This is a genomic window from Microvirga calopogonii (assembly GCF_003347665.1).
In the GTDB taxonomy this organism is placed as follows: Bacteria; Pseudomonadota; Alphaproteobacteria; order Rhizobiales; family Beijerinckiaceae; genus Microvirga; species Microvirga calopogonii.
Genome location: NZ_QDGA01000007.1, coordinates 24421 through 48796 on the forward strand (window position 1 = coordinate 24421; position 24376 = coordinate 48796).

The 24376-nt window shown below is 64.4% G+C and carries 23 protein-coding genes and 1 pseudogene; 11 read left to right on the plus strand and 13 right to left on the minus strand.

Annotated features, from left to right (window positions below; genetic code table 11):
* Positions 1 to 17 precede the first annotated feature (17 nt).
* The gene (locus tag DDF70_RS08840; RefSeq protein ID WP_170316046.1) at positions 18 to 1274 is read left to right on the plus strand and encodes an AGE family epimerase/isomerase; all 1257 of its coding nucleotides are present in this window, start codon (positions 18 to 20) and stop codon (positions 1272 to 1274) included.
* Here DDF70_RS08840 and DDF70_RS08845 read toward each other — a convergent pair.
* Complete coding sequence (locus tag DDF70_RS08845; RefSeq protein ID WP_114944509.1) at positions 1265 to 2200, minus strand: ribokinase; 936 nt, start codon at positions 2198 to 2200, stop codon at positions 1265 to 1267. The genes DDF70_RS08840 and DDF70_RS08845 overlap by 10 nt on opposite strands.
* Positions 2201 to 2616: 416 nt before the next feature.
* Between DDF70_RS08845 and DDF70_RS08850 the strand changes: the two genes are divergently transcribed.
* Complete coding sequence (locus tag DDF70_RS08850) at positions 2617 to 3351, plus strand: PhoH family protein (RefSeq protein WP_425374062.1); 735 nt, start codon at positions 2617 to 2619, stop codon at positions 3349 to 3351.
* A 222-nt stretch (positions 3352 to 3573) separates the two neighbouring features.
* On the opposite strand, the gene DDF70_RS38700 is transcribed toward DDF70_RS08850, so the two are convergent.
* Complete coding sequence (locus DDF70_RS38700; RefSeq protein ID WP_114944510.1) at positions 3574 to 4152, minus strand: cold-shock protein; 579 nt, start codon at positions 4150 to 4152, stop codon at positions 3574 to 3576.
* A 233-nt stretch (positions 4153 to 4385) separates the two neighbouring features.
* Entirely contained in the window at positions 4386 to 5531 is a 1146-nt protein-coding gene (locus DDF70_RS08860; protein WP_114944511.1) for a zinc-binding metallopeptidase family protein, read from the minus strand.
* Between the two features lie 213 nt (positions 5532 to 5744).
* Between DDF70_RS08860 and DDF70_RS38705 the strand changes: the two genes are divergently transcribed.
* From DDF70_RS38705 to DDF70_RS08875, 3 genes are all read left to right on the plus strand, one after another.
* Positions 5745 to 5873, plus strand: a complete 129-nt coding sequence (locus DDF70_RS38705) for a hypothetical protein (RefSeq protein ID WP_281024350.1) — start codon at positions 5745 to 5747, stop codon at positions 5871 to 5873.
* A gap of 507 nt (positions 5874 to 6380) precedes the next feature.
* A complete protein-coding gene (locus tag DDF70_RS08870; protein ID WP_009492562.1) occupies positions 6381 to 6767 on the plus strand; it encodes a response regulator in 387 nt (128 codons plus the stop codon).
* Positions 6768 to 6932: 165 nt separating this feature from the next.
* The gene (locus DDF70_RS08875) at positions 6933 to 7355 is read left to right on the plus strand and encodes an SET domain-containing protein (RefSeq protein WP_114944513.1); all 423 of its coding nucleotides are present in this window, start codon (positions 6933 to 6935) and stop codon (positions 7353 to 7355) included.
* 334 nt (positions 7356 to 7689) lie between these two features.
* On the opposite strand, the gene DDF70_RS08880 is transcribed toward DDF70_RS08875, so the two are convergent.
* From DDF70_RS08880 to uxaC, 6 genes are all read right to left on the minus strand, one after another.
* Positions 7690 to 9168 (minus strand): mannitol dehydrogenase family protein, encoded by a 1479-nt coding sequence (locus DDF70_RS08880; RefSeq protein ID WP_114944514.1) that lies wholly within the window; start codon positions 9166 to 9168, stop codon positions 7690 to 7692.
* 192 nt (positions 9169 to 9360) lie between these two features.
* Positions 9361 to 10203, minus strand: a complete 843-nt coding sequence (locus DDF70_RS08885; protein WP_114944515.1) for an ABC transporter permease — start codon at positions 10201 to 10203, stop codon at positions 9361 to 9363.
* 5 nt (positions 10204 to 10208) lie between these two features.
* A complete protein-coding gene (locus DDF70_RS08890; RefSeq protein WP_114944516.1) occupies positions 10209 to 11120 on the minus strand; it encodes an ABC transporter permease in 912 nt (303 codons plus the stop codon).
* Entirely contained in the window at positions 11120 to 12205 is a 1086-nt protein-coding gene (locus DDF70_RS08895; RefSeq protein ID WP_114944517.1) for an ABC transporter ATP-binding protein, read from the minus strand. The genes DDF70_RS08890 and DDF70_RS08895 overlap by 1 nt, the downstream gene beginning before the upstream one ends.
* A gap of 21 nt (positions 12206 to 12226) precedes the next feature.
* On the minus strand, positions 12227 to 13414 hold the full coding sequence (locus DDF70_RS08900; protein WP_114944518.1) for an ABC transporter substrate-binding protein: 1188 nt from the start codon (positions 13412 to 13414) through the stop codon (positions 12227 to 12229).
* A gap of 53 nt (positions 13415 to 13467) precedes the next feature.
* A complete protein-coding gene (gene uxaC / locus DDF70_RS08905) occupies positions 13468 to 14871 on the minus strand; it encodes a glucuronate isomerase (protein ID WP_114944519.1) in 1404 nt (467 codons plus the stop codon).
* Positions 14872 to 14997: 126 nt separating this feature from the next.
* Between uxaC and DDF70_RS08910 the strand changes: the two genes are divergently transcribed.
* Together DDF70_RS08910 and uxuA are read left to right on the plus strand one after the other, a co-directional pair.
* Positions 14998 to 15726: a GntR family transcriptional regulator gene (locus tag DDF70_RS08910; RefSeq protein WP_114944520.1), complete on the plus strand. Its 729-nt coding sequence runs from the start codon at positions 14998 to 15000 to the stop codon at positions 15724 to 15726.
* 68 nt (positions 15727 to 15794) lie between these two features.
* Positions 15795 to 16991 (plus strand): mannonate dehydratase, encoded by a 1197-nt coding sequence (uxuA, locus tag DDF70_RS08915; RefSeq protein WP_114944521.1) that lies wholly within the window; start codon positions 15795 to 15797, stop codon positions 16989 to 16991.
* A gap of 46 nt (positions 16992 to 17037) precedes the next feature.
* Here uxuA and DDF70_RS36485 read toward each other — a convergent pair whose 3' ends face one another.
* Both DDF70_RS36485 and DDF70_RS08920 read right to left on the minus strand, forming a co-directional pair.
* Positions 17038 to 17193, minus strand: a complete 156-nt coding sequence (locus DDF70_RS36485; RefSeq protein ID WP_162820297.1) for a hypothetical protein — start codon at positions 17191 to 17193, stop codon at positions 17038 to 17040.
* A 47-nt stretch (positions 17194 to 17240) separates the two neighbouring features.
* On the minus strand, positions 17241 to 18389 hold the full coding sequence (locus tag DDF70_RS08920; RefSeq protein WP_114944522.1) for an amidohydrolase: 1149 nt from the start codon (positions 18387 to 18389) through the stop codon (positions 17241 to 17243).
* A 473-nt stretch (positions 18390 to 18862) separates the two neighbouring features.
* Between DDF70_RS08920 and DDF70_RS08925 the strand changes: the two genes are divergently transcribed.
* Entirely contained in the window at positions 18863 to 19747 is an 885-nt protein-coding gene (locus DDF70_RS08925) for an SDR family oxidoreductase (RefSeq protein ID WP_114944523.1), read from the plus strand.
* 10 nt (positions 19748 to 19757) lie between these two features.
* Here DDF70_RS08925 and DDF70_RS37920 read toward each other — a convergent pair whose 3' ends face one another.
* Both DDF70_RS37920 and DDF70_RS39175 read right to left on the minus strand, forming a co-directional pair.
* Positions 19758 to 20771, minus strand: coding sequence for a uroporphyrinogen-III synthase (locus DDF70_RS37920; RefSeq protein WP_425374064.1), 1014 nt, complete (start codon positions 20769 to 20771; stop codon positions 19758 to 19760).
* A pseudogene (locus DDF70_RS39175) lies at positions 20769 to 21110 on the minus strand (ANTAR domain-containing response regulator); the annotation flags it as partial. The pseudogene DDF70_RS39175 and the gene DDF70_RS37920, both read right to left, overlap by 3 nt.
* A gap of 335 nt (positions 21111 to 21445) precedes the next feature.
* Here DDF70_RS39175 and DDF70_RS08945 point away from each other — a divergent pair.
* The 3 genes from DDF70_RS08945 to DDF70_RS08955 are packed head-to-tail and all read left to right on the plus strand — an operon-like array spanning position 21446 to position 24361.
* Positions 21446 to 22213: a FadR/GntR family transcriptional regulator gene (locus DDF70_RS08945; RefSeq protein ID WP_114944524.1), complete on the plus strand. Its 768-nt coding sequence runs from the start codon at positions 21446 to 21448 to the stop codon at positions 22211 to 22213.
* On the plus strand, positions 22203 to 23264 hold the full coding sequence (locus tag DDF70_RS08950; protein ID WP_114944525.1) for an ABC transporter ATP-binding protein: 1062 nt from the start codon (positions 22203 to 22205) through the stop codon (positions 23262 to 23264). Before DDF70_RS08945 ends, DDF70_RS08950 begins: the two co-directional genes overlap by 11 nt.
* A complete protein-coding gene (locus DDF70_RS08955) occupies positions 23261 to 24361 on the plus strand; it encodes an ABC transporter ATP-binding protein (RefSeq protein WP_114944526.1) in 1101 nt (366 codons plus the stop codon). The genes DDF70_RS08950 and DDF70_RS08955 overlap by 4 nt, the downstream gene beginning before the upstream one ends.
* Positions 24362 to 24376: the final 15 nt, after the last annotated feature.

Sequence of the window (24376 nt, forward strand, 5' to 3'; positions counted from 1 at the left end):
CCACAATGGAACCTCTCATGACGATGTCACAGCCCGTCCTTCCTCCACTCGGCCCGCATTGGCGTTCCAATCGCTTCCACAGACAATGGCTGCTGGAGCAAGCGAACAACCTCTTCGATTTCTTCCAGTCCGGCATCATCAACCCGGCCGGAGGCTTCTTCGATCTCGACGATGCCGGCCAACCGATCGAGACTGCCAATCCCGTAAGGCAGATCCACAATACCACCCGCATGGTGCATTGCTTCGCCATCGGCACTCTGCTCGGCCGCCCCGGATGCGATGCCGTCGTCGATCACGGCATGACCTACCTCTGGAATGCGCATCGCGATGCCCGGAACGGCGGCTATGTCTGGTCTCTCGACAACGATGGTCCGAAGGACGACACCAAGCAGGCATACGGGCACGCCTTCGTCCTGCTCGCCGCCTCCAGCGCAAAGGTGGTCGGGCACCCGATCGCCGACCGTCTCATCCAGGACATCACCCAAGTTCTCGAAGAGCGCTTCTGGGAAGAGAAGCACGGAGCCGTGACGGAGGAGTTCTCCCGTGATTGGCAGCCCCTGAGCCAGTACCGCGGCCAGAACTCGAACATGCACTTGACGGAATCGCTGATGGCCGCCTTCGAGGCTACAGGCGACAAGTCTTACCTCGACAAGGCCGAGCGGATCGCGAGCCTGATCATTGGCCGTCATGCCGCGTCTCTCGGCTACCGCGTGGCTGAGCACTTCCATGCTGACTGGAGCCTCGACAAGGAATATCGGGGCTACGACGTGTTCCGCCCCTACGGCACCACACCGGGCCATTGGCTGGAATGGGCGCGTCTCATCCTCCAGCTCTGGGCCCTCGGCGGTCAGCGCCATGCCTGGATGCTGGAGGCCGCCCGTGAACTCTTCCGGCAATCCATCGAGCTCGGATGGGACAAGAACAAGGGCGGCTTCTTCTACGCCCTGGACTGGGACGACAAGCCGAGGCTGCCCCACAAACTCTGGTGGCCCTGCGCGGAGGCCATCGGTGCTGCAGCTTTCCTCGGCGATCACAGCCCGAGCGATTACCACGAGCAATGGTATCGCACCCTCTGGGGCTTTGCGGACCGACACCTGATCGACCACAGGCACGGCGGATGGCAGCCGGAGCTGACGGAAGACCTGAAGCCCGGGACGTCTCTCTTCACCGGCAAGCCCGACCTCTACCATGCCCTGCAGGCCTGCCTGATCCCGCTGTTTCCCGCGAACGGCAGTCTGACGAAGGTCATTCCAGAGGCTGTTGCTCAGGCCTGATGAAGGTGCTGCTCCAGAGCCTTCCGCTGCGGCATGCCCGCCTGAGCCCCTGCCGTAAGGCAGGATAGTGATGCCGCAGCGCAGGCCCTCTCCATGGCCGGACCGATCTCCAGCCCTTCGGCAATCCCATTGGCCAGGACACCGACAAAGGTGTCCCCGGCGCCGGTGGTGTCGACCGGGAGAATCGGACGCGCGGTCGCATGGGTCTGAGCACCATCCGGGGTCATGGCATAAGCACCACGCGATCCCGCCGTGACGATGCAGGTCGGTCCGAAGGAACGGGAAATCTCAGCGCCGGCCTTGAGATAATCGTCGCCCGAAGGCTCTCCGACGATGTTGGCTATGGCAAGCGCCTCGTGCTCGTTGACGACGAGCACATCGGTCACGGCCAGGAGTTCGGCGATGGCCGATCGCTCCTTGACGGCCGGCACCGGGGCGAAATTCCACAGGACCTTGACGCCCGCCCGGCGTGCTCGTGCGGCGACCTCCAGCGAATCCGCAATGGGCACCTCCATCTGAAGGACCAGAACAGTTGCCTCGGCAAGGAGGCTCTGGGGCAGGTCGGCCGCGCTCAACACCATGTTTGCCCCGCTGGCGACCGTAATGGCGTTTTCCCCGGTCTCATCGACGGTGATGAAGGCGCAGCCGGTAGGCTCGTCCGTGACCCGGATGGCGCTCACGTCCACCCCATTCTCTTCGAGATTCTTGAGGCAAGCCGTTCCGAATGGATCGTTGCCGATGGCCGCGACCATGGCGACCCGTAGCGGACCGCCATGACTGACCCGCGCGGCTGCGACGGCCTGGTTGGCGCCCTTGCCGCCGAAGAAGCTGTCGGCCCGGCGGGACAGGACGGTCTCGCCCGGGCGAGCGATCCGCTGAACCCGTGCCACGAGGTCCATATTGATGGAGCCGAAGATGACGATCATGCCGCACTGCCTTTTTTCGAGGCGCCATCCTTACCATCCGGCAGGGGCGATTGGCGAGGATTTGACGTGTCGGCTTTCCTCCTGGGAGCCACCTCCCACGCCATCCACAGCTATTTCTGCCCTGCGTTTCGCAGAGGGATTATGCCTGGGAACCAAGCAGGCTGCCTCAACATTTGACTCGCAGGTAGGCGTAGCAGCGGTAAACTGTCATCAGAATCAAAGATAGTTTGCCACTGGCAGATTGAAGAACAGGCTTTGATGGGCAGGCAGGTTGATCCTCACCGTCCGGATCGCGGAAATCCACCGCCCGCAACGACTCGCTCTCGTAACAACCCTTCTCTTGCAAGTTCCTCCAGACGCCTCTGCGCGGCGCCTGGATAGGTCTCTGTGCGCAGTTTCAAACCCGGAGTTGGTCATTGAGCAAGCATCATGAGAAGCAGAGACGCAAGACCCGCCGCTCCCTTGAAACAGCGCAGGTCTTCGACCTCACCGGATCCAAGTTCCAGGCCGAGCGCAGCCTCCCTCCCATCAAGCCGCTCAATGCAACGCAGGACGATTATCTCGACGCTCTGAAAAACAATGCCCAGGTCGTGGTTTTGGGGCCGGCAGGGACCGGAAAGACCTGGATTGCAGCGACATACGCGGCGGACCTCTTCCGCCAACGCCGCATTCGCAAGATCATTCTCACGCGCCCCAACGTCCCGAGCGGCCGCTCCCTCGGATTCTTCCCCGGCAGCCTGGAGGAGAAGTTCGGTCCCTGGGCTGCCCCGGTCATCGAGGCCATCAAGGAGCGGATCGGCTCGGCCGCTTACGAAATCGCAGTCAAGAACGGCGATATCGAGATGGTGCCCTTCGAGGTGATGCGCGGACGCTCCTGGCGCGACGCCTTCATTCTCCTGGACGAAGCGCAGAATGCCACTCCTGCCGAGATGAAAACCTTTCTGACCCGCATCGGGGAGGATTGCACGGTCGTGATCAACGGCGACGTAAGCCAGTGCGACCTGCGCGAGACCTCGGGCCTACGAACGGTCATTCACCTGATCAAGTCGCAGATGCTTCCCGTTCCGATCATCGAGTTCACACTCAATGAGATCGTCCGGTCCGGTGTCTGCGAGATGTGGGTGCGGGCCTTCGAAGAGGTTCATTGCTGAAGCATCAACTGCTGAAGGATCAACGTCAGAACGGGACGCGCTTTCAGGATCCGATCACGCGTCCAATGCCCGAAGAACGGTCTCAAGGTGCGGTCCACTTTGAGACCGGGTATGGCGTCCCCGGACGACATGCTTTCGACACGCAAAAACCCGGGCCGACCCTCCCCGACAGGAGAAGGCCACAGACCCGGGTTAATTCACGCCGAAAAGGCTGGATGTGTCTTAGGCGAGCTCTATGGCGCCGACTTCGGGGCCCTTGCGGCCTTCGACGATGGCGACACGAACCGCCTGTCCCTGCTCGAGCTGGCTGAGGCCGGCACGCTCCACGACGGAGATGTGCAGGAACAGGTCCTTGCTCTCACCTTCCACCGACACGAAGCCGTAGCCCTTTACGGAATCGAACCATTTCACGGTGGCCAGAACCTCCGGCGGGCCGGCGACGGGCCGCGGGCTGCTCGGACGAGATGGGAACCCGCCAGACTGGCCGGGGCCACCCGAACGCATCGGCCGAGGACCGCGAGCGGCACGCGGCGGCTCGGGTTCGGCCGTGCTGGCGTCAACGCTGACGATTTCCTGGACCTGCGGTCCCTTCTGGCCCGCGCCGACCTTGATGACCAGGGTCGTGCCGGATTCGAGCGCGGAATAGCCCGCCGCCTCGACCTGCCGGACGTGCAGGAAGGCCTCGCCCGATCCGTCGGTCATCTCGACGAATCCGAAGCCCTTCTCAGGATTGAACCATTTCACGCGCGCTTCGGTCTCTGGTCCCGAAGCTGAGGCGCCATAAGATGTCTGCTGCCGCATGGGCCGTTCATAAGATGTTGGAGGAGCGAAATCGCCCCAGTGATCTTCGGGTTGACCGCCAAATTGACGTCGGCGATCACGGTGATCATTTCCCCGGCCCATCAGGACTGCCTTCTAAAGTCTCAAGTTTCGTAAACGCTATAGGCGTAACGCCCCCAACCATTGAGGGCAAGACGATAACTACTCACACCTAGACATTTCACGCAAGGTCCCAAAAGGGCGTGTTATGCGGATTATGGCGCTCCGATGCGAGAATTCAGCCCTCCGATCACCGCTTTGAGAACATGATGGCCGTTCTGGTCCCCCGGTTTGCCAGCGCTCGAGCCATGGATCCGCTCATGGATGAAGGCCAGCTTGGCAATGACCGCAGGAGCAAGGACGAAAGGGTAGAGATCCGGCTGCCCCATGCTGCGGTTCAGGGAATTGACGGCGAATGTCAGGGGCAGCCACGCCGTGACCAGCCGGTTCAGATCGGTTTCGCGATGCGGATCGAAGTCGATTTCCGTCGCAAGCTCGGGGCCCCGGACGATCCTGGGACGCACCTTCAGGCCGAAGGCATTGGCGGTCTCCAGGGTATCGACGATGTGAAGATAATGAGCCCAGGTCTCGGCAAAATCCTCCCAAGGATGTGAGGCCGCGTAGGAGCTGACGAATTCCTCCTGCCAGTTTTCCCTAGGCCCATGGGTATAGTGAGCCTTCAGGGCCTCGCCGTAATCCTGCCGCTCATCCCCGAAGATCCGGCGGAAACCCTCAAGACTTGGATCGTTGCGGACCAGCACATTCCAGAAATAATGGCCAACCTCATGCCGGAAATGCCCCAGGAGGGTCCGATAGGGCTCTCCCATGCTGTGGCGCCGCCTTTCCCGCTCCGCATCGTCGGCTTCGGCGATGTTGATGGTGATCAGGCCATTGTCGTGCCCGGTGAGGATGGAGGGACCGTCGGGGGAATTCTCCGCAGGATCGGCCAGGAAGTCGAAAGCCAGCCCCTGCGGGTCCTCGGCTCGGGTCGCCAATGGCAGCCCCAGCTTCAGCAAGGTATAGAATAAGCGCCTCTTGGCGGTTTCCAGGTTTCGCCAGCGGCCGAGGTTACGCGGGCTGGAGAGATCCGGCACTGTTCGATTATGCCGACAGGCCCGGCAATAGGGGTTGGGGTCCTCTTCCGGGATCAGCCAGTTGCAGACATCGTGCTGGGCATTGGCACAGAAGCGGAAGGACGTGCCGGGCAGGGCCAAAGCCTTCCAGCGGCCCTCCTCGGCAGGCTCCAGGGCGCTGATTTCCTGAATGGACGCGAGGCAGCCGAGCCGCCGGCCGCAGCTCTCGCAGCGATTGTTCTCGAAGTAGAGCGGCTGGCCGCAGGCTTGGCACTCAAAAAGCTTCATGGATCGATCCTGCCGTTCTGCGGCCATCGGCCCGTACCCGCAAGGCTGGGCCGTGCCATCACGCCAACGGCCTGTGCCGCCGTTGGTTCGCAACGCTTTGCAGCGTCATCGGCATGTCACTGCCCATAATTTAAGCTTCCCGCAAAACGCCTCTCGTTTCATCATGGCTCCACAACGGACCTCGGGTCCGGGCTCCCATGATGAGGATAACTCATGATCCATATAGCCAAGCAGGCCACGCAGGACGGGACGTTTACGGTTTATCTCGGCGACCGGCCGGTCGCCTGGGGCTTGACCAGCCACGCTGCGGATGCCCTGATCCAAAAGTTGCTCAGGCACTGACTCCTGCTTCCTGACATTCGGTACATGGCGGTCGCCATAGCCCCTTCCCTTCGCGGCAGTCGAATGGAAGACGGATGGAGCGCGGTACCAATGCCATTGGCAGATCGTCGACAGGTCCTGCCACCAACCGTGTCCCAGACAACCGGTGGAGCGCTTTGCCCGACCAATGTCACTTGACTGTGAGGCAAGAAGCCGCGCCGGAGACAGCGCGGAGCATTTCGGACCCTTCATGGCCCCCGGTCTGCCTGTGCGGACGATAGTCTCCATCGAACCGGCCAGCACAGAGGCGACGCGGGTTGTGCGGGCGGAAATCGCGTGCTTGGCGAACTATAAGCGGAATGCCCCAGACTCTTTACTTCGGCTGGTCGTCGGCATTACGATATGCGTCAAGTCATAATAACCTAAGATAGTGATGGCGTACCGTACCATCGACTATAGTTGTTGCACCTGATTCGCTTTAGCGACGCCGCCAGGCGCCATGCAGATGCAATCCGGCTTGGAGGGGCTATGTTCGAGGGTCGCAGGAAGCGGGTCCTGATCGTCGAGGACGAGGCGATGATCTCGATGCTGATCGAGGACATGGTTCTCGATTTCGGATGCGAGATCGTAGGTCCGGCGGCGCGCCTGGACCATGCCCTGACCCTTGCGCTCCAGGCCGATATCGATATCGGCATTCTCGACATCAATGTCGACGGTTCGGTGGTCTTTCCCGTGGCCGACGTTCTGCGCTTTCGCGGCATCCCGTTCATCTTCTCGACGGGCTACGATTTCCGCTCCCTTCCCGAGCGGTTCCGCGATTCCCCGACATTGTCGAAGCCGTTCTCGTACGACAACTTCGCCGACACCCTGCGCCGCGCCCTGGCTTCAGCCTCGGATCCGTCGGAAGTCGTGTAGAGGCCGCTCGATTGCGAGACCGCGGCGATGAGCACGTCCGCGCTTTGATGCCGAAAACTTGCGCGGGATCTGGAGAAGTTTCGGTCCGGACCCAATTTCATTGCTCCGGGTTTATCGATAATAGAGCCGCGTGGAGGTTTGCGTGCTTCGGAGTCCTCGTCTCAGATGAACATGAAACCTGCAGAAGGACCGTTTCGCATCGGGAGATCCGAAACCGGCCTCGGCCTCTTCGCGACCGACGTGATCGAGAAGGGCGCCTTCATCATCGAGTATGTCGGGCCGAAGATCACGAACGAGGAAGTCCAGCGCCGTCGCAACACGCGCTACCTGTTCGAGATCAGCGAGCGCTGGACGATCGACGGCTCGCCGCGTTGGAACACCGCCCGCTACATCAATCACGGCTGCCGCCCGAACGCCGAGGCCACCGTGTCGCGCGGCCGGATCCGCATCAAGGCGATCAAGCGCATCAAGCCGGGCGACGAGATCACCTACAATTACGGCAAGAACTACTTCGAGACCTTCATCAAGCCGATGGGATGCCGGTGCAGATCATGCGAGCGCAAGCGGGCGAAGCTGGCGGCTGAGTGAGGATTGCGGTCGGAGGCGATCAATGGCGGCCTCTCACGTCATCACCGGCCTTGTGCCGGTGATCTCGATTTGAAAAGCGCCGCGCCTCACAGAAGCGGGATGGCCGGCACAAGGCCGGCCATGACGTTGGAGAGCATGCATCGCTGTCATTCCGGGGCCGCGAAGCGGAGCCCGGAACCCATAGCCACTGACGGTGCAGGAAGAGGCGCAACGCTGCTCGCTCTTTCCTTCCGCGTCGTGATTATGGGTTCCGGGTTCGCCTGCGGCGCCCCGGAATGACAGCGACGTATCATCTCCGGTCGCCCTATGGCGGGATGTAGCACGAAGCGCCGGCCTACTCCGCGCCGAACTCCGCAACCGTTCGCTTGGCGCCCTTCTCGTAAAGACGCACCAGATGCGCCGTCACCGCTCCGGTGAAGCGCGGGTCGTTCGGCAAGTCGTCGCCGAAGATCTCGCGGACGCCGAACAGCGCACTGGCCAGCTTCTCTGCCGAGCCCCCTGCCCGGTCGGCCAGCTCCCGCAGGCGCGCCGCCATGGGATCGCGCACGTCGATGGCTGAGCCCTTCTCATCGGTGCCCGTCACGTAGCGCATCCACGCCGCCACCCCGAGGGAGAGGCGCGCGATGGAGGCGCCGTCGCGCAGGCGGTCGCGGACGGTGCCGAGAAGGCGCTGCGGCAGCTTTTGCGAGCCGTCCATGGCGATCTGCCAGGTGCGGTGCTTCAGGGCCGGGTTCTTGAAGCGCTCGACCAGTGCGCGCTTGTAGGAGGCGAGATCGGCTCCGGGCGGCATATGGAGCGTCGGGGTGACCTCCTCGTCCATGAGCCCTTCGATGAGCCGAACGAAAGCCGGATCGGCCATCGTGTCGGCCACCGTCTCGTAGCCCGCGAGATAGCCGAGATAGGCGAGCGTCGAGTGGCTTCCGTTGAGCAGCCGGAGCTTCATGTGCTCATAGGGTTCCACGTCGGCGACGAACTCGGCTCCCGCCTTCTCCCAGGCCGGCCGACCCTGCGGGAAGCGGTCCTCGATCACCCATTGGGTGAACGGCTCGGTCACGACGGGCCAGGCATCCTCCACGTGCAGAGCCTCGGCGATGCGTTGGCGGTCTTGGTCGCTGGTCGCGGGCACGATCCGGTCGACCATGGTCGAGGGACAGGACACCTCGTTCGCCACGAACCTGCCGAATTCCGGATCGACCAGTTCGGCGAAGCGCGTGAGAACCCGTTTCACCGTGCGCCCGTTGGAGGGAAGGTTGTCGCAGGTGAGGACCGTGAAGGGCGGCACGCCCGCCCGATTGCGGCGGCGCAAGGCCTCGACGATGAAGCCGGGCGCGGAGCGGGGCGTCTTCGGATAGGCGAGATCATGCACGATGTCGGGATGGGCCTCGTTCAGCGCGCCGGTCGCCGGATCGTGGCAATAGCCCTTCTCGGTCACCGTCAGCGTGACGATCCTGGTCCGTGGGTCGGCCATGGCATCGAGGAGTTCCTCGGTCGCGCGCGGCGCGACGATGACCCGGCCGATGGACCCGATGATGCGCAGCGCCTCGCCGCCCTGCGAACGCACTGAGAGCGTATAGAGTCCGTCCTGCGGAGCCAGCGCGTCGAAGGTATCGGGGCTGCGCAGGCTTGCGGCCACGATGCCCCAGCCGGTATCGAGCGCGAGCACATCGTCGGTGTAGACCGCCTGATGCGCCCGATGGAAGGCGCCCACGCCGAGATGCACGATTCCGGTTCTCACCGCCCTGCGGTCATAGGCGGGACGGCGGATGCCCTCCGGCAGATCGGCGAGCGAATCTTGGTTCAAGCGATCCGACATGATGTCCTCGAGGTCTGGCCTGAAAAGTTATTACGGGTGCTCACGTCCGTTGTCATCACCGGCCTTGTGTCGGTGATCCCGATTGATTGAGGCACAGCGCTCTTCCGATCGGAATGGCCGGCACAAGGCCGGTGATGACGTGGGAGCAATGGAGCTTACGCTCCAACGCCCCCCCGCCCGATGAACAAACCCTCAATGCGCCGGCTGCTGCTTGGCGCGGGTGACGATCTGCGTCGGGTTGACGAAGCGCAGCGCGATGATCAGCCAGACCAGGGTCGTGACCATATAGATCACCGCCATGGCATCGATGGACTGAACGGCACGAACGCCCGCCGCGAAGACCGCGTAGTAGAGCGCCACCACGAGGGTCTGGCTCGTCGGGCCCGCCACTAGGAAGGTCAGCTCGAACATGGCGATGGTGCGCACCAGCACCAGCAGCAGAGCCGCCAGAATGCCCGGCAGGAGCAGCGGCAGGAGTACGTGGATGAAGAGCTTGAACGTGTTGGCGCCGAACACCCGAGCCGCCGCTTCGATCTTCGGGTCGATCTGCTCGATGAAGGGGATCATGACGAGGATCACGAAGGGAACGGTCGGCACGAGATTGGCCGCCACCACACCCCAGAACGTGCCAGCCAGCCCAGTCTGGTAGAGCACGGTCGCCAGCGGGATGCCGAAGGTGATCGGCGGGATCATCAGCGGCAGCAGGAAGAGCAGGACAAGCAGCCGCTTTCCGGCGAACTCGCGGCGGGCGAGAGCATAAGCGGCCGTCACGCCGAGCGCGCCTGACACGAACACCACGGCGGCGATCACCTGGAACGTGACCACCAGCACGTCCCAGAGCTGGAACTCGCTCCAGGCGGAGGAATACCAGCGCGTGGTGAAACCGACCGGCAGCCACGTGCCGAGCCAGCGGGTGGCGAAGGAACTGGTCACCACGGTGGCGATCATGGCGAACAGGTTGATGACGAAAAAGCCGACGAGGAACCAGATGGCCGCCGCCCAGAGCTTGGAGCCGAGTGTCGTGTCGCGGATCATCGGCTTTACCCTTTCGCGCCGGAAGCGGGGCCACGGTAGAACAGGCCGCGAGAGGCGAGCACCGCCACCACGATGGCGAGCTGCACGAAGCCCATGATCATCGCGATGGAAGAGGCCATGGAGTAGTCGTATTCCTCGAAGGCCGCCGTCGCCGCCGCGATCGAGATGACGCGGGTGACGCCCGCGGGCTCGCCCAGCAGCACCGCCGAGGGGAACACCGAGAAGGCCTGCACGAAGGACAGGCAGAAGGTGATGGCGAAGCCCGGCATGAGCAGCGGCAGGTAGACGTGGCGGAAGCGCTGCCACGCGCTGGCGCCCAGCGTCGCGGCCGCCTGTTCGAGGGCCGGGTCGATGCCCGTGACATAGGAGAGCGTCAGCAGGAAGGTGAACGGAAAGCCCGTGATCACCAGCGAGGCGAAGACGCCCCAGTAATTGTGGACGAGCTTCAAGGGCTGCGAAATCAGCCCGAAGGTCATGAGCGTGCGGTTGAACCAGCCCTGCGGCCCGAGATAGTTCAGCAGGCCCTCGGCCACGAGAACCGTGCCGAGGGTGATCGGCAGGACGAGGATCGTGGTGAGAAGGCGCTGGCGGCGCATGAGGCGCACACGGAAGGCGATCGGCACCGCCAGCAGCAGGTTGAGGAGCGTGACGGGGATCGCGAGCCGGAGCGTGTTCCCGATCGTGTCGTAGAGAAACGGATCGGAAAAGAAGCGCTTGTAATTGGCGAGCCAGTCGCCCCCGGCCTTCGGTTCGAAGGACAGGATGAACCCGAAGGCGAAGGGATAGACGAAGAGCAGCAGGCTGAAGATCGCCGCCGGGATGACGAGCAGGGTCACCGCATCGAAGCCCCGGGCCGCGAGACGCTGGCGCAGGCTGGGCCCGTGCTCGACAGGAGTCGCGTGGGTCAGCGCATCCATCAATGCCTCCCCTGGATCGGCTCCGCGAAGACGAGAACGCGCTGGTCGTCCGCCCGCAGATGCACGTTCGATCCGGGCTCCACCGGCTGATGGGAGCGGAACACGAAATCGAGGCCGCCGGCCGAATGGGCCGTGCCGACGAATTCGCGGCCGCGATACTCGATGGTGTCGACCGTCACCGTGATGGCGTTCAGCCCCGCCTCGCCGACCATGAGGTCGTCCGGGCGGATGGCCGCATAGGCCGTCGCGCCAGCGGACAGGGTTTCGCGGGCGACGCCGCTGATGCGTGCCCCCTCCACGTCGAGAACGGCACGGCCGCCTTCGGTTCCGACCACCTTGCCTTTCAGCTTGTTGCGGAAGCCCATGAAATCGGCCACGTCGAGATGGGACGGCGCCTCGTAAAGCTCCTTCGGAGTCCCGACCTGCCGGACCACGCCGTCGCGCAGGACCACGATGCGGTCGGCGAGCGACAATGCCTCGTCCTGGTCGTGAGTGACGTAGATGGTGGTGGCGCCGAGTTCGTTGTGAATGCGCCGGATCTCCGCGCGCATTTCGAGGCGCAGCTTCGCATCGAGGTTCGACAGGGGCTCGTCCATCAGCACCAGCGGCGGCTCGATGACGATGGCGCGGGCAATCGCCACGCGCTGCTGCTGGCCGCCGGAAAGCTGGCCCGGCAGCTTGTTTTCCTGCCCTTTCAGGCGCACGAGGTTCAGGGCCTCGTCCACCTTGCGGTCGATCTCGGCCTTTGGTTTGCCCCGCATCTTGAGGCCGAAGCCGATGTTCTGGCGCACGTTGAGATGGGGAAAGAGCGCGTAGTTCTGGAACACCATGCCGAACCCGCGCTCCTCGGGACGCAGCGTGTCGACCCGGCTCTTGTCGAGCCAGATCGCCCCGCCGGTCACAGGCAGAAGGCCCGCGATGCAGTTCAACGTCGTCGATTTCCCGCAGCCCGAAGGCCCGAGCAGCGCGATGAACTCGCGCCGCCGGATCGTGAGGGAAATGTCGCGCAGAGCGTTGAGCGCCCCGAAGTCGCGGCTCACATGGTCGAGCCGCACTTCGTCGAACTGGGAAAGGGCAATGGTCATCGCGGGTCCTTGTTCTTCGTCTTACTTGCGCTTGCCGCCGCCGACCTGCTCGTCCCACATGCGGAAGGCGACGACCATCTGGTCTGGCTGGAGCGGCAGTTCGATGGGGTTCTCGGCGATCCACTTCTCGTATTCGGGACGGCCGAATTCCTTGATGGCCGCTTGGCTCTCAGCGGGCGCCATGTCGAGGGTCACGCCCTTCACGGCAGGACCCGGATAGAAGTAGCCTTCATCGTAGGTGTAGGCCTGCTGCTCCTTGGTGAGCAGGAAGCTCATGAGATCGAGGAGAACCGCCATCTTTTCGTTGGGCAGGCCCTTGGGCACGCACATGTAGTGGGCGTCAGCCACCCAGTGGAAGCCCTTGAGCGCCGCCACCTTGGCCTCCTTCGGCACGACGCCGAGGACGCGCGGGTTGATGTCCCAGCCGGTGGTCGACACGGTCATGTCGCGCGAGCCTTCGCCGAGTTCCTTCATGACCGCGCCGGTGCCCGACGGATAATACTCGATGTTCTGCCCGAGCTCCTTCAGGTAGGCCCAGGTCTTGTCCCAGCCCTTGGCCGGATCCTGCGGGTTGCTGTCGCCGAGGATGTAGGGCAGGCCCATGATGAAGGTGCGGCCCGGACCGGAATTCGCCGGGCGCGCATAGAGGAAGCGTCCCGGATTGGCCTTGGTGTAGGCCAGGAGTTCCTCGGCCGTGGTCGGCACGTTCTTGACCTTGTCGGGCATGTATTCGAGGAGCGGGCCCGACGGATAATAGGTCACGACGACGCCCTGCCCCTTGGCCAGCCCCTGCATCTTGGCGGCGGGCGCGAGGTAGATGTCGTCGAGCTTCGGCAGGGAGTTCGCCTGTCCGGGGATCAGGTCGACCCACAGCTTCTGCTCGATGCCGGCGGAGAGCGCGTCGGTGCCGGTGAGCACGAGGTCGATGTCGACCCGGCCCGCATCCTGCTGCGCCTTGATCTTGCCCGCGAGTTCCGGCGCCGTCGCCTTGGTGAAGGTGATGCGCGAAACGAGATTGGGCTTCGCCTTGCGGTAATTCTCGATGGCCTTCTGGGTCAGCGCCAGGTTGCCGGCGACGTCGATGATGTTGAGGGTAACCGGGCTCGTGGGCAGGGTCGCCTGCGCGAAAGCCTTGCCGCCGAGGGTTGCAACGCCGGCGGCGCCGGCGACACCGCCGACGAAAGTCCGCCTGGTGATCAGGTTCGTCATGTCTTCCTCCCGTTCTGTGCGACATGGCTCATCATGGCCGGCCATGTCCCGTGTCACAGCTTGTAGGCCTCTTTGGCGAGGCGATAGGCGAGATCGTAGGCCAGCTCGTGCGCTTCGTCCTCGTCGAGGCGATGGGTCGTCACGAGGTTGGCGAGATAGGCGCAGTCCACCCGGCGGGCCACGTCGTGCCGCGCCGGGATGGACAGGTAGGCGCGCGTGTCGTCGTTGAAGCCGACCGTGTTGTAGAAGCCCGCCGTCTCCGTCGTGAGCTCGCGGAACCGGCGCATGCCTTCCGGCGCATCGAAGAACCACCAGGCGGGACCGAGCTTCAAGGCCGGGTAATGCCCCGCGAGCGGCGCCAGCTCGCGCGAATAGCTCGTTTCATCGAGCGTGAAGAGAATGAAGGTGAAGTCCGGCTCGTTGCCGAAGCGGTCGAGCAGCGGCTTGAGCGCGCGGACGTAATCGGTCTGCAGCGGGATGTCGGCCCCCATGTCGCGGCCGAAACGGCGATAGAGCGCGTCGTTGTGGTTGCGGAAGGAGCCGGGATGGAGCTGCATCACCATGCCGTCCTCGACGCTCATCGCGGCCATCTCGGTCAGCATCTGGGCGCGGAACAGCTCCGCATCCTCCGGCGTCGCGTCACCGGACGAGACGCGGCGGAACAGGGCTTCCGCATCGGCCGGGGAGAGATCGGCCGTCCGTGCGGTGGGGTGGCCGTGATCAGTGGACGTCGCACCGTAGTCGCGGAAGAACGCGCGCCGCTTTCGGTGCGCATCCAGATAACCGCTCCAGGTGGAGGTGTCGCATCCTGTGATCTCACCGAAGCGCGCGAGATTCTGCCGGAAGCCTTCGAATTCGGGATCGACGACCGGGTCCGGGCGATAGGCCGTCACCACCCTGCCCTTCCAGCCCGACTGCCGGATCGTCTCATGATGCTTCAGCGGATCGAGCGGGCTTTCCGTCGTGGCGATGGCCTCGATGCGGAAACGCTCGAAGAGTGCGCGCGGGCGGAACTCGGGCGTGCGAAGCGCGGCGTCGATGCGGTCGTAATAGGCGTCCGCGTTCGCGGCCGAGAGCCGCTCCGTGAAGCCGAACAGGGTCGCGAAGGTATGGTCGAGCCACAGGCGCGTAGGGGTTCCGCGGAAGAGGTGGTAATGCGACGCGAAGCGACGCCAGATCGCCCGCGGATCGCGTTCGCCGGGAGAGCCGTCCTTTGCCGGAATCCCGAGGTCTTCCAGACGCACGCCCTGGCTGTAGAGCATGCGGAAGATGTAGTGGTCGGGGATGACGAAGAGCGTCGCCGGATCCGGGAACGGCTCGTTCTCCGCGAACCAGCGCGGATCCGTATGGCCATGCGGGGAGACGACTGGCAGGTCCTGCACCTGCGCATAGAGCCTGCGCGCCACATCGCGGGCGGCGGGCTCGACAGGAAACAGCCGGTCCGGGTGGATCAACATGGCGTACTCCCTCGACGCTTCGCCCAATGTCCACTTCGCGAACCGGTTGCGAGCGCCTCATGGAACAAACCTTAAGCCCATCGCCGATCCTTTGCAACGGTCTACTAGTATGGTAGTGTGCCACTTATGACCAATAGACCAGCCCTCGCGAAGCTCGACAGCAGCCGTGAACCCATGGCCCGGCAGGTCACGCGCGCCCTTCGTCAAGCCATCGTCAGCATGAAGATCGCACCCGGTGAAATGCTCTCCGAGCAGGATCTGGCGCAGCGATTCGGCGTGAGCCGCTCGCCGGTGCGCGAGGCTTTGATCAAGCTGAGCGAGGCCGGCCTCGTGCGGGTCCTGCCGCAACGGGGCACGCAGGTGGTCAAGATCTCGCGCGCCGCCGTCGAGGATGCGCGCTTCATCCGCGTGGCGGTCGAATGCGCCGTCGTACGGGAGGCGGCCCTGAAGGCCACGCCCGTGCTTCTGGCCGAGCTGAATGCCAGCCTGACCCGGCAGCGTCGTGCCCAACGCGCCACCTCGTCGGACGATTTCATGGCCCTCGACGAGGAGTTTCACCGGCTTCTCGCGGAAGCGGCCGGGCGGCCCGCCGCGTGGCGCATGATCGAGGACGTCAAGCCGCAGATGGACCGGGTGCGCTATCTCGACGTGACGCAGGCAACCCCGCGCCACCTCATCGTCGCGCAGCACGCGGAAATCGTGGAGGCCATCAGGGCCGGCGATCCCGCGGCGGCCGAAAAGGCCATGCATCAGCACCTGAGCGAAATCCTTCGCTCCCTGCCCGAGCTCGCCGCGAAGCATCCGGACCTGTTCGAGCCTGAGTCCGATGCTCTGCCGGAGGTGCTCAGCGCGTGACCTCCACGACGAAAGAATTCGGAACTTCCGCCGACGCCCATGTTCGGCACCACCACTAAGAGGCAATCATGGAACAGACCTGGCGCTGGTTCGGCCCCGAGGACGTCGTTCAGCTTTCCCACATCCGACAGACGGGCGCGACGGGCATCGTCACGGCCCTGCATCAGATTCCCTATGGGGTGATCTGGAGCGTCGAGGAGATCGAGAAGCGCAAGGCGCTGATTGCCGCCGATCCCTCGCTCGGCCTGCGCTGGAGCGTGGTCGAGAGCCTGCCGATCCACGAGCGCATCAAGATCGGCGAAGGCGACCTGACGAGCCTTTTCGACAATTACCGCCAGTCCATGCGCAACCTCGCGCAATGCGGTGTCACGACGATCTGCTACAATTTCATGCCGGTGGTCGACTGGACCCGCACGGAGCTCGCCTATCCTCTTCCGGGCGGCGCGACGGCCCTGCGTTTCAACATTCATGAATTCGCGGCCTTCGATTGCTTCATGCTGGAGCGCCCGGGCGCCGAGGCGGATTACGCCCCCGATGTGCTGACGCGCGCGAAGGACTGGCATCTCCGCTCGTCCGAAGCCGACCGGCGGAAGCTTCTCTCCAACATCATGGCGGGCCTGCCGGGCGCCTATGACCGCTATGACGTGCCGGGCCTGCGCGTCATGCTCGAGCGCTACAAGGATATCGACGCCCGCGCCTTACGCGAGAACCTCGCCCGGTTCCTGCGCGAGGTGATTCCGACCGCGGAGGAAGTCGGCATCCGGATGTGCATCCATCCCGACGATCCGCCGCGTCCGCTCATGGGACTGCCCCGCATCGTGTCCAACGCGGACGACATCGCGTTCATCCTCGATGCCGTCGATTCCCCCGCCAACGGCCTCACCTTGTGCAGCGGCTCCCTCGGGGCCAATCCCGTCAACGACGTTCCGGCCATCGCGAAACGCTTCTCGAACCGGATCTGGTTCGCTCATCTGCGCAACGTCGCCAAGGAGCCGGACGGCACCTTCATGGAAGCCGACCATCTCGGCGGCGACACGGACATGGTGGCCCTTGTCACGGTGCTTCTCGGAGAGCAGAAGCGCCGCAAGGATGCGGGCGAGACGCACTGGCGCATCCCCATGCGGCCGGACCACGGCCACGAACTCCTCGACGATGTCGGCAAGCCCACGCACCCCGGCTATCCCGCCATCGGCCGCATGAGAGGCCTCGCCGAACTGCGCGGCGTCATGCAGGCCGTGTCGGCACTGCGGGACCTGCCGCTTTAGGGTGCGTCACCCGACGCATGGTTCGTCGGCGAGAATGCCCGCCACGTCATGGCCGGGCCTGTCCCGGCCATCCCGATGATGTGAAGCGCGGCGCTTTTCCAACCGGGATCACCGGCACAAGGCCGGTGATGACGTCGCGGATGTCATTCCCGGCCGGAGCGAAGCGCAGGGGAAGGGAACCCACGATCAAGCGCAACGCCATGGATCCCCTTCCCGCACTTCGTGCGCCGGGGATGACACCGCAGAGCTCTATCCCAACAAATTCCGCAAGGTCCGCATGAACACGCGGACACCGATGCGGATCAGGTCGTCCGGGAAATCGTAGTCGGGGTTGTGCAGGCTCGGATGGTTCTCGCCGGCCCCGAGGAAGAACATGGCGGCGGGCGCCTTCTGGCCAAAGCGCCCGAAATCCTCCGACGCCCGCATGGGGAGATGGCCGCTGCCGTGCGGCACGCCTTCCTCGTCGAGGGCACGGCGAAGCTCAGCGACGGCTTCCGGTGCGTTCTCGCAATGCGCGAAGATGTCGTCATGGGAGATTTCGACGCTCAGCCCTTTCTCCCGTGCAGCGCTCAGGACCAGATGCTCGGCGCTGACGCAGAGGTCCTCCATCCCGGCATCGGTCAAGGTGCGCAGGGTCGCCCAGATCTCGGCGCGGGCCGGGGCCACCCCGAAGGAAGGTTCGCCGATCTTCACGTGAGTGATCGTCACCATGGAGAACCCTTCGTCCAAGGTGCCGCCCCGGCCCAGTGCGGTCAGAGCGGGCGTCAGTTCGGCCACGACGGCCACTGGAGAAAGGCCCGTCTCCGGCATCGACGCGTGAGCGGTCTTGCCGTTCAGGACGATGCGCATGCCCCGGGACGCGCAACTGACCGGCCCCTCCACCAATGCGACATGGCCGAACGGCAGACCGGGAAGATTGTGCAGGGCGAAGGCATAATCCGGACTGATCTCGCGGAATCGAGGATCGGCCACGACGGCAGCGGCTCCCGAACCGTCCTCTTCCGCCGGTTGGTACAGCAAGACGGCGCGGCCGCGCTGCGGGCGCTTGCGGCCGAGCGCGCGCGCAAGACCGGCCAGGATCGCCATGTGCCCGTCATGGCCGCAGAGATGCGCCTTGCCGGGCGTCGCGGAGCGATAGGGACGATCGGAGATTTCCTCGATAGGCAAGCCGTCGAGTTCCGCTCGGACCAGGACGGTGGGCCCCGGAGCCCTGCCCTCGTAGACCGCCGCGATGCCGTGCCCGCCGAGGCCGGTCATGATCTGGTCCGGGCGTGTGGAAGCCAGGAAGGCACGAACGTGCCGTGCCGTCTGAACCTCCTGCCGGGAGAGTTCGGGGGCGCTGTGAAGCTTGTGCCGAAACGCCACCAGATCGACCACGTCCTCATTGGTCAACACCATGGATCGCCTCCACGCCGGAACAGATGGGAGCAGAATAGCTCAACCGACGACAGTCCGGCCTGTTTCGGCCCGACGTTATGGACCCATGTAGGTGCTTCGATCAAGTCATCGAATGATGGATGTGAGGATGGAAACACACTTGCAGTCGTCGTCAGAGAAGAGATGGAGGATCGCGCGTTCAGGTGAATGCGAGATAACCCCCTGTCATTCCGGGGCGCCGCAGGCGAACCCGGAACCCATAGACACGGCGACGCAAAAAAGAGCGATCAGCGTCACGCGTCTTCCTGCATCGTCAGCGGATATAGGTTCCGAGTTCTCGCTCACGCTCGCCCCGGAATGACAGGCGGTGTCACTCTCGGCACGTCACAGCAGAGCGCCTCTCGCCACAACAACGAGGAAAAACTGTCTCCCCTTTTCCGCACGATGCGTTAGGGTCGCCCGACGCTCCCGCAGAAATCAGCTACAGATATTTCATGAACCTGTTCGTCTTCGGTCTCGGCTATTCGGTCCGCCAGTTCATCCACCTCCATCGCGAGCGGTTCATGGCCATCGGCGGCACGGTTCGCTCGCCCGAGAAGGCGCGGGCGATGGAAGCGGAAGGTCTTCAGGCCTATGTGTTCGATGGCGCCGGTTACGATCCCGGCATCCCCTACCGGATCGCCCGTGCGGACGCCCTGCTCGTCTCCATCCCGCCGCTGGGCGAGACCGATCCCGTGCTCGCGCATTTTTCTCAAGCCATCGCGTCGGCACCCCGCCTGCGATGGGTCGGCTACCTGTCGACCGTGGGCGTCTATGGCAATGCGGATGGCAATTGGGTCGACGAGACGACGACGCCCGATCCGGCGACGATCCGCTCGCGCCATCGAATAGCGGCCGAACAGGAATGGCTCGCCCTCGGCGAAAGTGCACCCTTCGCCGTACAGATCTTCAGACTGGCCGGCATCTACGGCCCGGGCCGCAATGCTCTCGTGAAGGTCGCGGAGGGCACCGCCAAGCGCATCGTCAAACCGGGTCAAGTGTTCAACCGAATCCACACGGCCGACATCGCAGGGGTTCTCATGGCATCGATGGAGCACCCGAGCCGGAACGCCATCTACAACGTCGCGGACGACGAACCCGGCCCGCCGCAGGATGTCATCGCCTATGCGGCAGAGTTGCTGGGTCGAGAGCCTCCCCCGGAGATATCTTTCGACGAGGCCGAGCAGACGCCGATGGCGCGTTCCTTCTACTCCGACAACAAGCGCGTGCGGAACACGCGCATCAAGGCGGAACTCGGCGTGGCGCTTCGCTACCCGACCTATCGCGAAGGCCTGCGGGCGCTTCTCGAATCCGATGAGGGCCTCAAAGGGGAGCGCTGACGACCGGCTCTCAGGACAAGATCCGGCCGAAGGCTGTCACGAGCGGCTTGAGGTGATAACTGTCGTGCGGCATCGCGCCGACAGGCCATCCGGCTTTCGCGACTGCCTCCGCCGTGACGGGTCCGACGGCAGCAATCGGGGTCCGCCTCATGGCCGCATTCAAGTCGGCATCCATGCCGAACCGCCGCGCGACATCCTGCAGCCGCCGGACCTGGGCCGTACTGGTGAAGGCTATGATGTCGATGCCGCCGGATGCGAGTTCCCGGATGAGCCCGAGGACACGTTCGTCCTCCTCATCCGACGCATAGCCGTAACTCAGCACGGGATCGACCTGCGCGCCTGCCGCTTCGAGAAATTGCGGCAAGGCCTCCTCGCCGCCCGGATAGAGCAGCACGCCGACCCGTTTATCCGCGATGGAAAGACCGGACATGGTCCGCATCAACCCGGCCGTCGTCGGTTCCTCGGCGATCACGTCCACCGCGAGACCGATGCCGCGCAGGACCTTGGCCGGTTTGGGGCCGCGCGCGACCTTGAGGACTTTGCTCAGCGCGGCGATCGCATCCGCCTCGATGCCCCTTCGCCGCGCGAGGCCGAGAAGGCGGGATAATCCTTCCCCCGTATAGAGAACCACGATGTCGTGCCGGTCCTCGACGAGCCGTTCGAGCCAAGCGTCGACAGGACGCGGATCCTCCGCATCGTGGATCGATACGAGCGGGCAACGCACCGCAATGGCGCCATGCCGCTCAAGCATCCGCGTGAACAGATCGAGTTCCCGGCTCTCGGGTACGGTGATGCGGCGTCCTTCCAGCATGTTCAAGCCGTCGCGTCGAGCAGGACAGGCTGTTCGGGCATCCGGCATTTCGCACGAGAGGTCCGCCCGAAAACGCGCCCCACGCCGATGATGACGGGCTTCGACGGATCCCGGCATTCGCTGGCCCGGCCGAGAGCCACGAGAGATCCGCTCCAGCGCTGGTCGCTCCGCGAGACGTTCGACACCATAACGGCCGAGAGATCCGGAGAGCATCCCGTCGACCACATAAGCCGAAACGCCCGCCTCGACGGCAGCCTGAATCATGGCGCCGTCGGAGCGGTCCACGAACATGGCCACGGGACGCGATACCAGCTTGGAGACTTGGAACATCTGCTCCAGCACGTCACGGCTAGGGTTCTCGATGCCGATGATGATCACATCCGGATCGATGGTGCTCAGGCGCCGGAGCATGTTGGTCATGGTCTCGATGACCTCCACGTCGAGGATCCCGGCCTCGCGCAATCCATCGACGAGAATGGCCGCCCGGATGCTGTTTTCCTCGATGATCGCAACGCGAAGAGGCCGCTGACCGGTTTGTGTATCGTTGGTCAAGTTCCTGAATGCTCTCGTTGCGCACGCCTGTTGAACCTCGACACTATGATGCAAGTTTCGGGCCAAATCCGTCTGCCCTGGGTGGCTGCGGGCTTTTAGACTTTCGTTGCGTAAACTTTAGGCAGATATCGAGGATCGCGCAGAGTGGAAAAGCCGCTTTTCGGCCCCTTCTGGCCAATGTTCCGGCACCCGGTGAGCAGAGAACCATCACTGAACCAGTTGCAAATTGGTTCAGCCTTGAGCTAGCCTTGTTTCGTGGCAGCCCAAAGAGACGAAACAATAGATCGTCTTCTATGGACCACTAGCAAGATTGGTTCAACCATCGCCGGATCTCTATGTCCAACCTCGATCCATTGCTGGATAGCTCGAACTTCGCCCTCGGGCGGCTTCGAGCCCTGCTGGAAGACGGCTCCTTCGACGGGGAGCAGCGGCTCCCGTCGGAGCGGGTTCTGGCGGCGCAGATTGGCATCGGCCGGCGCGCCCTGCGGCGGGCGCTCGAGGTGCTGGAGGCCGAAGGGCGGATCTGGCGCCACCAGGGAAAAGGGACCTTTCTCGGTCCCCGCCCTCCGGAGCAGCCGTCAGATCTCGACGAGCTGTCCCGGCGAACCAATCCGCTCGAAGTCATGGACGTGCGCCTGGAGATCGAGCCGGCACTCGCCCGTCTCGCGGCCCTGCGCGCCTCGAACGGCGACATCGAAAGGCTCCTGCATCTGGCCGACAAGACCGCCTCGATGTCCGATGCCGATGGCCGTGAACTCTGGGACAGCGCCCTGCATCGCGCCATCGCGGAGGTCGCGGGCAATTCGCTTCTCCTGGCGATCTTCGACATGGTCGACCGCATTCGCCAGGACGCCACATGGCGCCTTCTGCGCGAGCGGGCCCGCTCGGGAGCCCGGCAGCAGGTCTATGTGGACCAGCACCGGCGCGTGATCGCGGCCATCGCCCAGCGGGAGGCCCATGCGGCGGAACAGGCCATGCGCGAACACCTCGAACTGGTGCGTGACGGGTTGTTGAAGGTCATGATGAGCCCCCTGCCCGACGGCAAGGATCCACAACAAGCAATATCCGAAAACACCGAGGATCAACGTCTCCATGGGACTTGAGGCAACGCAGCAATCGAGGACGCATATTCACGAGCCGGGCACGATCGGGCTGGACGCGGAGCCGCCGTTGCTCGACGTTCAAGGTCTTTCCGTCCGCTTCGACGGCGCGCCCAAGGGCGTGAACGTCGTCGACGACGTGTCCTTCTCCGTGCGCAAGGGCAAGACACTGTGCATCGTGGGCGAATCCGGCTGCGGCAAGAGCGTGACGTCGCTCGCCCTCATGGGCCTCCTGCCGACGCCGCCGGCCCGGATCGTCGCCGGCTCGGCCATGTTCGGTGGCCAAGACCTTCTGACGCTTGACGAGCGCGAGCGGGCCGACCTGCGCGGCGACCGGATGGCGATGATCTTCCAGGAGCCGATGACCTCGCTCAACCCGGCCTTCACCATCGGCGACCAGATCGCGGAAGGCATCGTCCGCCACCGCAAGGTGTCCAAGGCCGAAGCCTGGGAGCGGGCGCTCGACATGCTCAAGAAGGTGCGCATCCCCGCGCCCGAGAAGCGCCTGCGCGCCTATCCGCACGAGATGTCGGGCGGCATGCGCCAGCGCGTGATGATCGCCATGGCGCTCGCCAACGACCCGCAGCTCCTGATCGCCGACGAGCCGACCACCGCGCTCGACGTGACGATCCAGGCGCAGATACTCACGCTCATCCGCCGCCTGCAGGAGGAGACCGGCACGGCCATGATCCTCATCACCCACGACCTCGGCGTTGTGGCGGAAGTCGCCGACGAGGTCGCCGTGATGTATGCGGGGCGCGTAGTCGAGAGCGGGCCCGTCGAGGCGATCTTCGATGACCCGCAGCACCCCTATACCATCGGGCTCATGGGCTCCGTTCCGTCGCTCGGGAAGCGCCAGGGACGCCTCGCCACGATCCGCGGCACCGTTCCACCGGCCGAGCTGATGCCCAAGGGCTGCCGTTTCACGCCGCGCTGCCCGTTCTCCGACAGCCATTGCGCCAATGATCCGCCGCCGCTCACTGAGATCAAGCCCGGCCACAAGGCGCGCTGCTGGTACGCCCCTCTCGAAATCCACCGTGGAGCCGCCCTATGAGCGTGATGCCCGCTGACGACATCGTGCTCGAAGGGATCGGCCTGAAGAAGCATTTCGGCGGTGGCGGCCTGTTGTCCAAGCCGACCATAGTGCGCGCCGTGGACGGCGTGTCCCTCGGCATCCGGCGCGGCGAGACCTTCGCGGTCGTGGGCGAATCCGGCTGCGGCAAGTCCACCCTGGGCCGCCTCCTGCTGCGCCTGATCGAAGCGACCGAAGGCGACGTGCGCTACGAGGGCCGCTCGATCGTGAAGCTCGACAAGGGCGAGCTGCGCAAGCTGCGGCGCGAGCTGCAGATCATCTTCCAGGACCCCTTCGCGTCCCTCAACCCGCGCATGAACGTGGGCGACATCATCGCCGAGCCGATCTGGCTGCACAATCTGGCGAGCGGGCGCGAGAAGCGCGAACGCGTCGCGGACCTCATGCGCACGGTCGGCCTGTTGCCGACCCATGCGGACCGTTATCCGCACGAGTTTTCCGGCGGCCAGCGCCAGCGCATCGGCATCGCCCGGGCGCTCGCGGGCGATCCCAAGCTGATCGTCGGCGACGAGCCGGTCTCGGCGCTCGACGTGTCGATCCAGGCGCAGATCATCAACCTGCTCGAAGACCTGAAGAACCGCTTCGGCCTGACTCTCGTCATCGTCGCCCATGACCTTGCCGTCATCCGTCACATGAGCGACCGGGTCGCGGTGATGTATCTCGGTGAGATCGTGGAGCTGTCGGACACGGACGCTCTCTTCGACAATCCGCTGCATCCCTACACCCAGGCGCTGCTCGCCGCGATCCCGATCCCGAGCCCCACGAACCGCCAGCCGAAGGCGCTGCTCCAGGGCGACGTGCCGAGCCCCGCCGCTCCCCCCTCAGGCTGCCGCTTTCATACCCGCTGCCCCCATGCCCGGGCTCTCTGCAAGGAGCAGCATCCGGCGCTCGAAACCGCGCCGGACGGACGGCAGGTTGCCTGCCATTTCTGGCGCGAAATTCAGGGAGCGGGCGCCGGCTCCATCAGCGCGCCGCCCCCGAGCGCTGCGCTCGCGAAGCGCCTGGCGCTCTACCGAACTTGGCGCGAACGGCAGGACAAGCCCGTCGCGACGAGCCCTTGAACTCAGAGGACGACA

What these genes read in the sequence shown, in the direction of transcription:
- DDF70_RS08840 (WP_170316046.1), top strand. Translation starts at nt 18, where the DNA reads ATGACGATGTCACAGCCCGTCCTTCCTCCACTCGGCCCGCATTGGCGT.
- DDF70_RS08845 (WP_114944509.1), bottom strand. Translation starts at nt 2,200, where the DNA reads ATGATCGTCATCTTCGGCTCCATCAATATGGACCTCGTGGCACGGGTT.
- DDF70_RS38700 (WP_114944510.1), bottom strand. Translation starts at nt 4,152, where the DNA reads ATGCGGCAGCAGACATCTTATGGCGCCTCAGCTTCGGGACCAGAGACC.
- DDF70_RS08860 (WP_114944511.1), bottom strand. Translation starts at nt 5,531, where the DNA reads ATGAAGCTTTTTGAGTGCCAAGCCTGCGGCCAGCCGCTCTACTTCGAG.
- DDF70_RS38705 (WP_281024350.1), top strand. Translation starts at nt 5,745, where the DNA reads ATGATCCATATAGCCAAGCAGGCCACGCAGGACGGGACGTTTACGGTT.
- DDF70_RS08870 (WP_009492562.1), top strand. Translation starts at nt 6,381, where the DNA reads ATGTTCGAGGGTCGCAGGAAGCGGGTCCTGATCGTCGAGGACGAGGCG.
- DDF70_RS08875 (WP_114944513.1), top strand. Translation starts at nt 6,933, where the DNA reads ATGAACATGAAACCTGCAGAAGGACCGTTTCGCATCGGGAGATCCGAA.
- DDF70_RS08880 (WP_114944514.1), bottom strand. Translation starts at nt 9,168, where the DNA reads ATGTCGGATCGCTTGAACCAAGATTCGCTCGCCGATCTGCCGGAGGGC.
- DDF70_RS08885 (WP_114944515.1), bottom strand. Translation starts at nt 10,203, where the DNA reads ATGATCCGCGACACGACACTCGGCTCCAAGCTCTGGGCGGCGGCCATC.
- DDF70_RS08890 (WP_114944516.1), bottom strand. Translation starts at nt 11,120, where the DNA reads ATGGATGCGCTGACCCACGCGACTCCTGTCGAGCACGGGCCCAGCCTG.
- DDF70_RS08895 (WP_114944517.1), bottom strand. Translation starts at nt 12,205, where the DNA reads ATGACCATTGCCCTTTCCCAGTTCGACGAAGTGCGGCTCGACCATGTG.
- DDF70_RS08900 (WP_114944518.1), bottom strand. Translation starts at nt 13,414, where the DNA reads ATGACGAACCTGATCACCAGGCGGACTTTCGTCGGCGGTGTCGCCGGC.
- uxaC (WP_114944519.1), bottom strand. Translation starts at nt 14,871, where the DNA reads ATGTTGATCCACCCGGACCGGCTGTTTCCTGTCGAGCCCGCCGCCCGC.
- DDF70_RS08910 (WP_114944520.1), top strand. Translation starts at nt 14,998, where the DNA reads ATGACCAATAGACCAGCCCTCGCGAAGCTCGACAGCAGCCGTGAACCC.
- uxuA (WP_114944521.1), top strand. Translation starts at nt 15,795, where the DNA reads ATGGAACAGACCTGGCGCTGGTTCGGCCCCGAGGACGTCGTTCAGCTT.
- DDF70_RS36485 (WP_162820297.1), bottom strand. Translation starts at nt 17,193, where the DNA reads ATGGCGTTGCGCTTGATCGTGGGTTCCCTTCCCCTGCGCTTCGCTCCG.
- DDF70_RS08920 (WP_114944522.1), bottom strand. Translation starts at nt 18,389, where the DNA reads ATGGTGTTGACCAATGAGGACGTGGTCGATCTGGTGGCGTTTCGGCAC.
- DDF70_RS08925 (WP_114944523.1), top strand. Translation starts at nt 18,863, where the DNA reads ATGAACCTGTTCGTCTTCGGTCTCGGCTATTCGGTCCGCCAGTTCATC.
- DDF70_RS37920 (WP_425374064.1), bottom strand. Translation starts at nt 20,771, where the DNA reads ATGCTCTCCGGATCTCTCGGCCGTTATGGTGTCGAACGTCTCGCGGAG.
- DDF70_RS08945 (WP_114944524.1), top strand. Translation starts at nt 21,446, where the DNA reads ATGTCCAACCTCGATCCATTGCTGGATAGCTCGAACTTCGCCCTCGGG.
- DDF70_RS08950 (WP_114944525.1), top strand. Translation starts at nt 22,203, where the DNA reads ATGGGACTTGAGGCAACGCAGCAATCGAGGACGCATATTCACGAGCCG.
- DDF70_RS08955 (WP_114944526.1), top strand. Translation starts at nt 23,261, where the DNA reads ATGAGCGTGATGCCCGCTGACGACATCGTGCTCGAAGGGATCGGCCTG.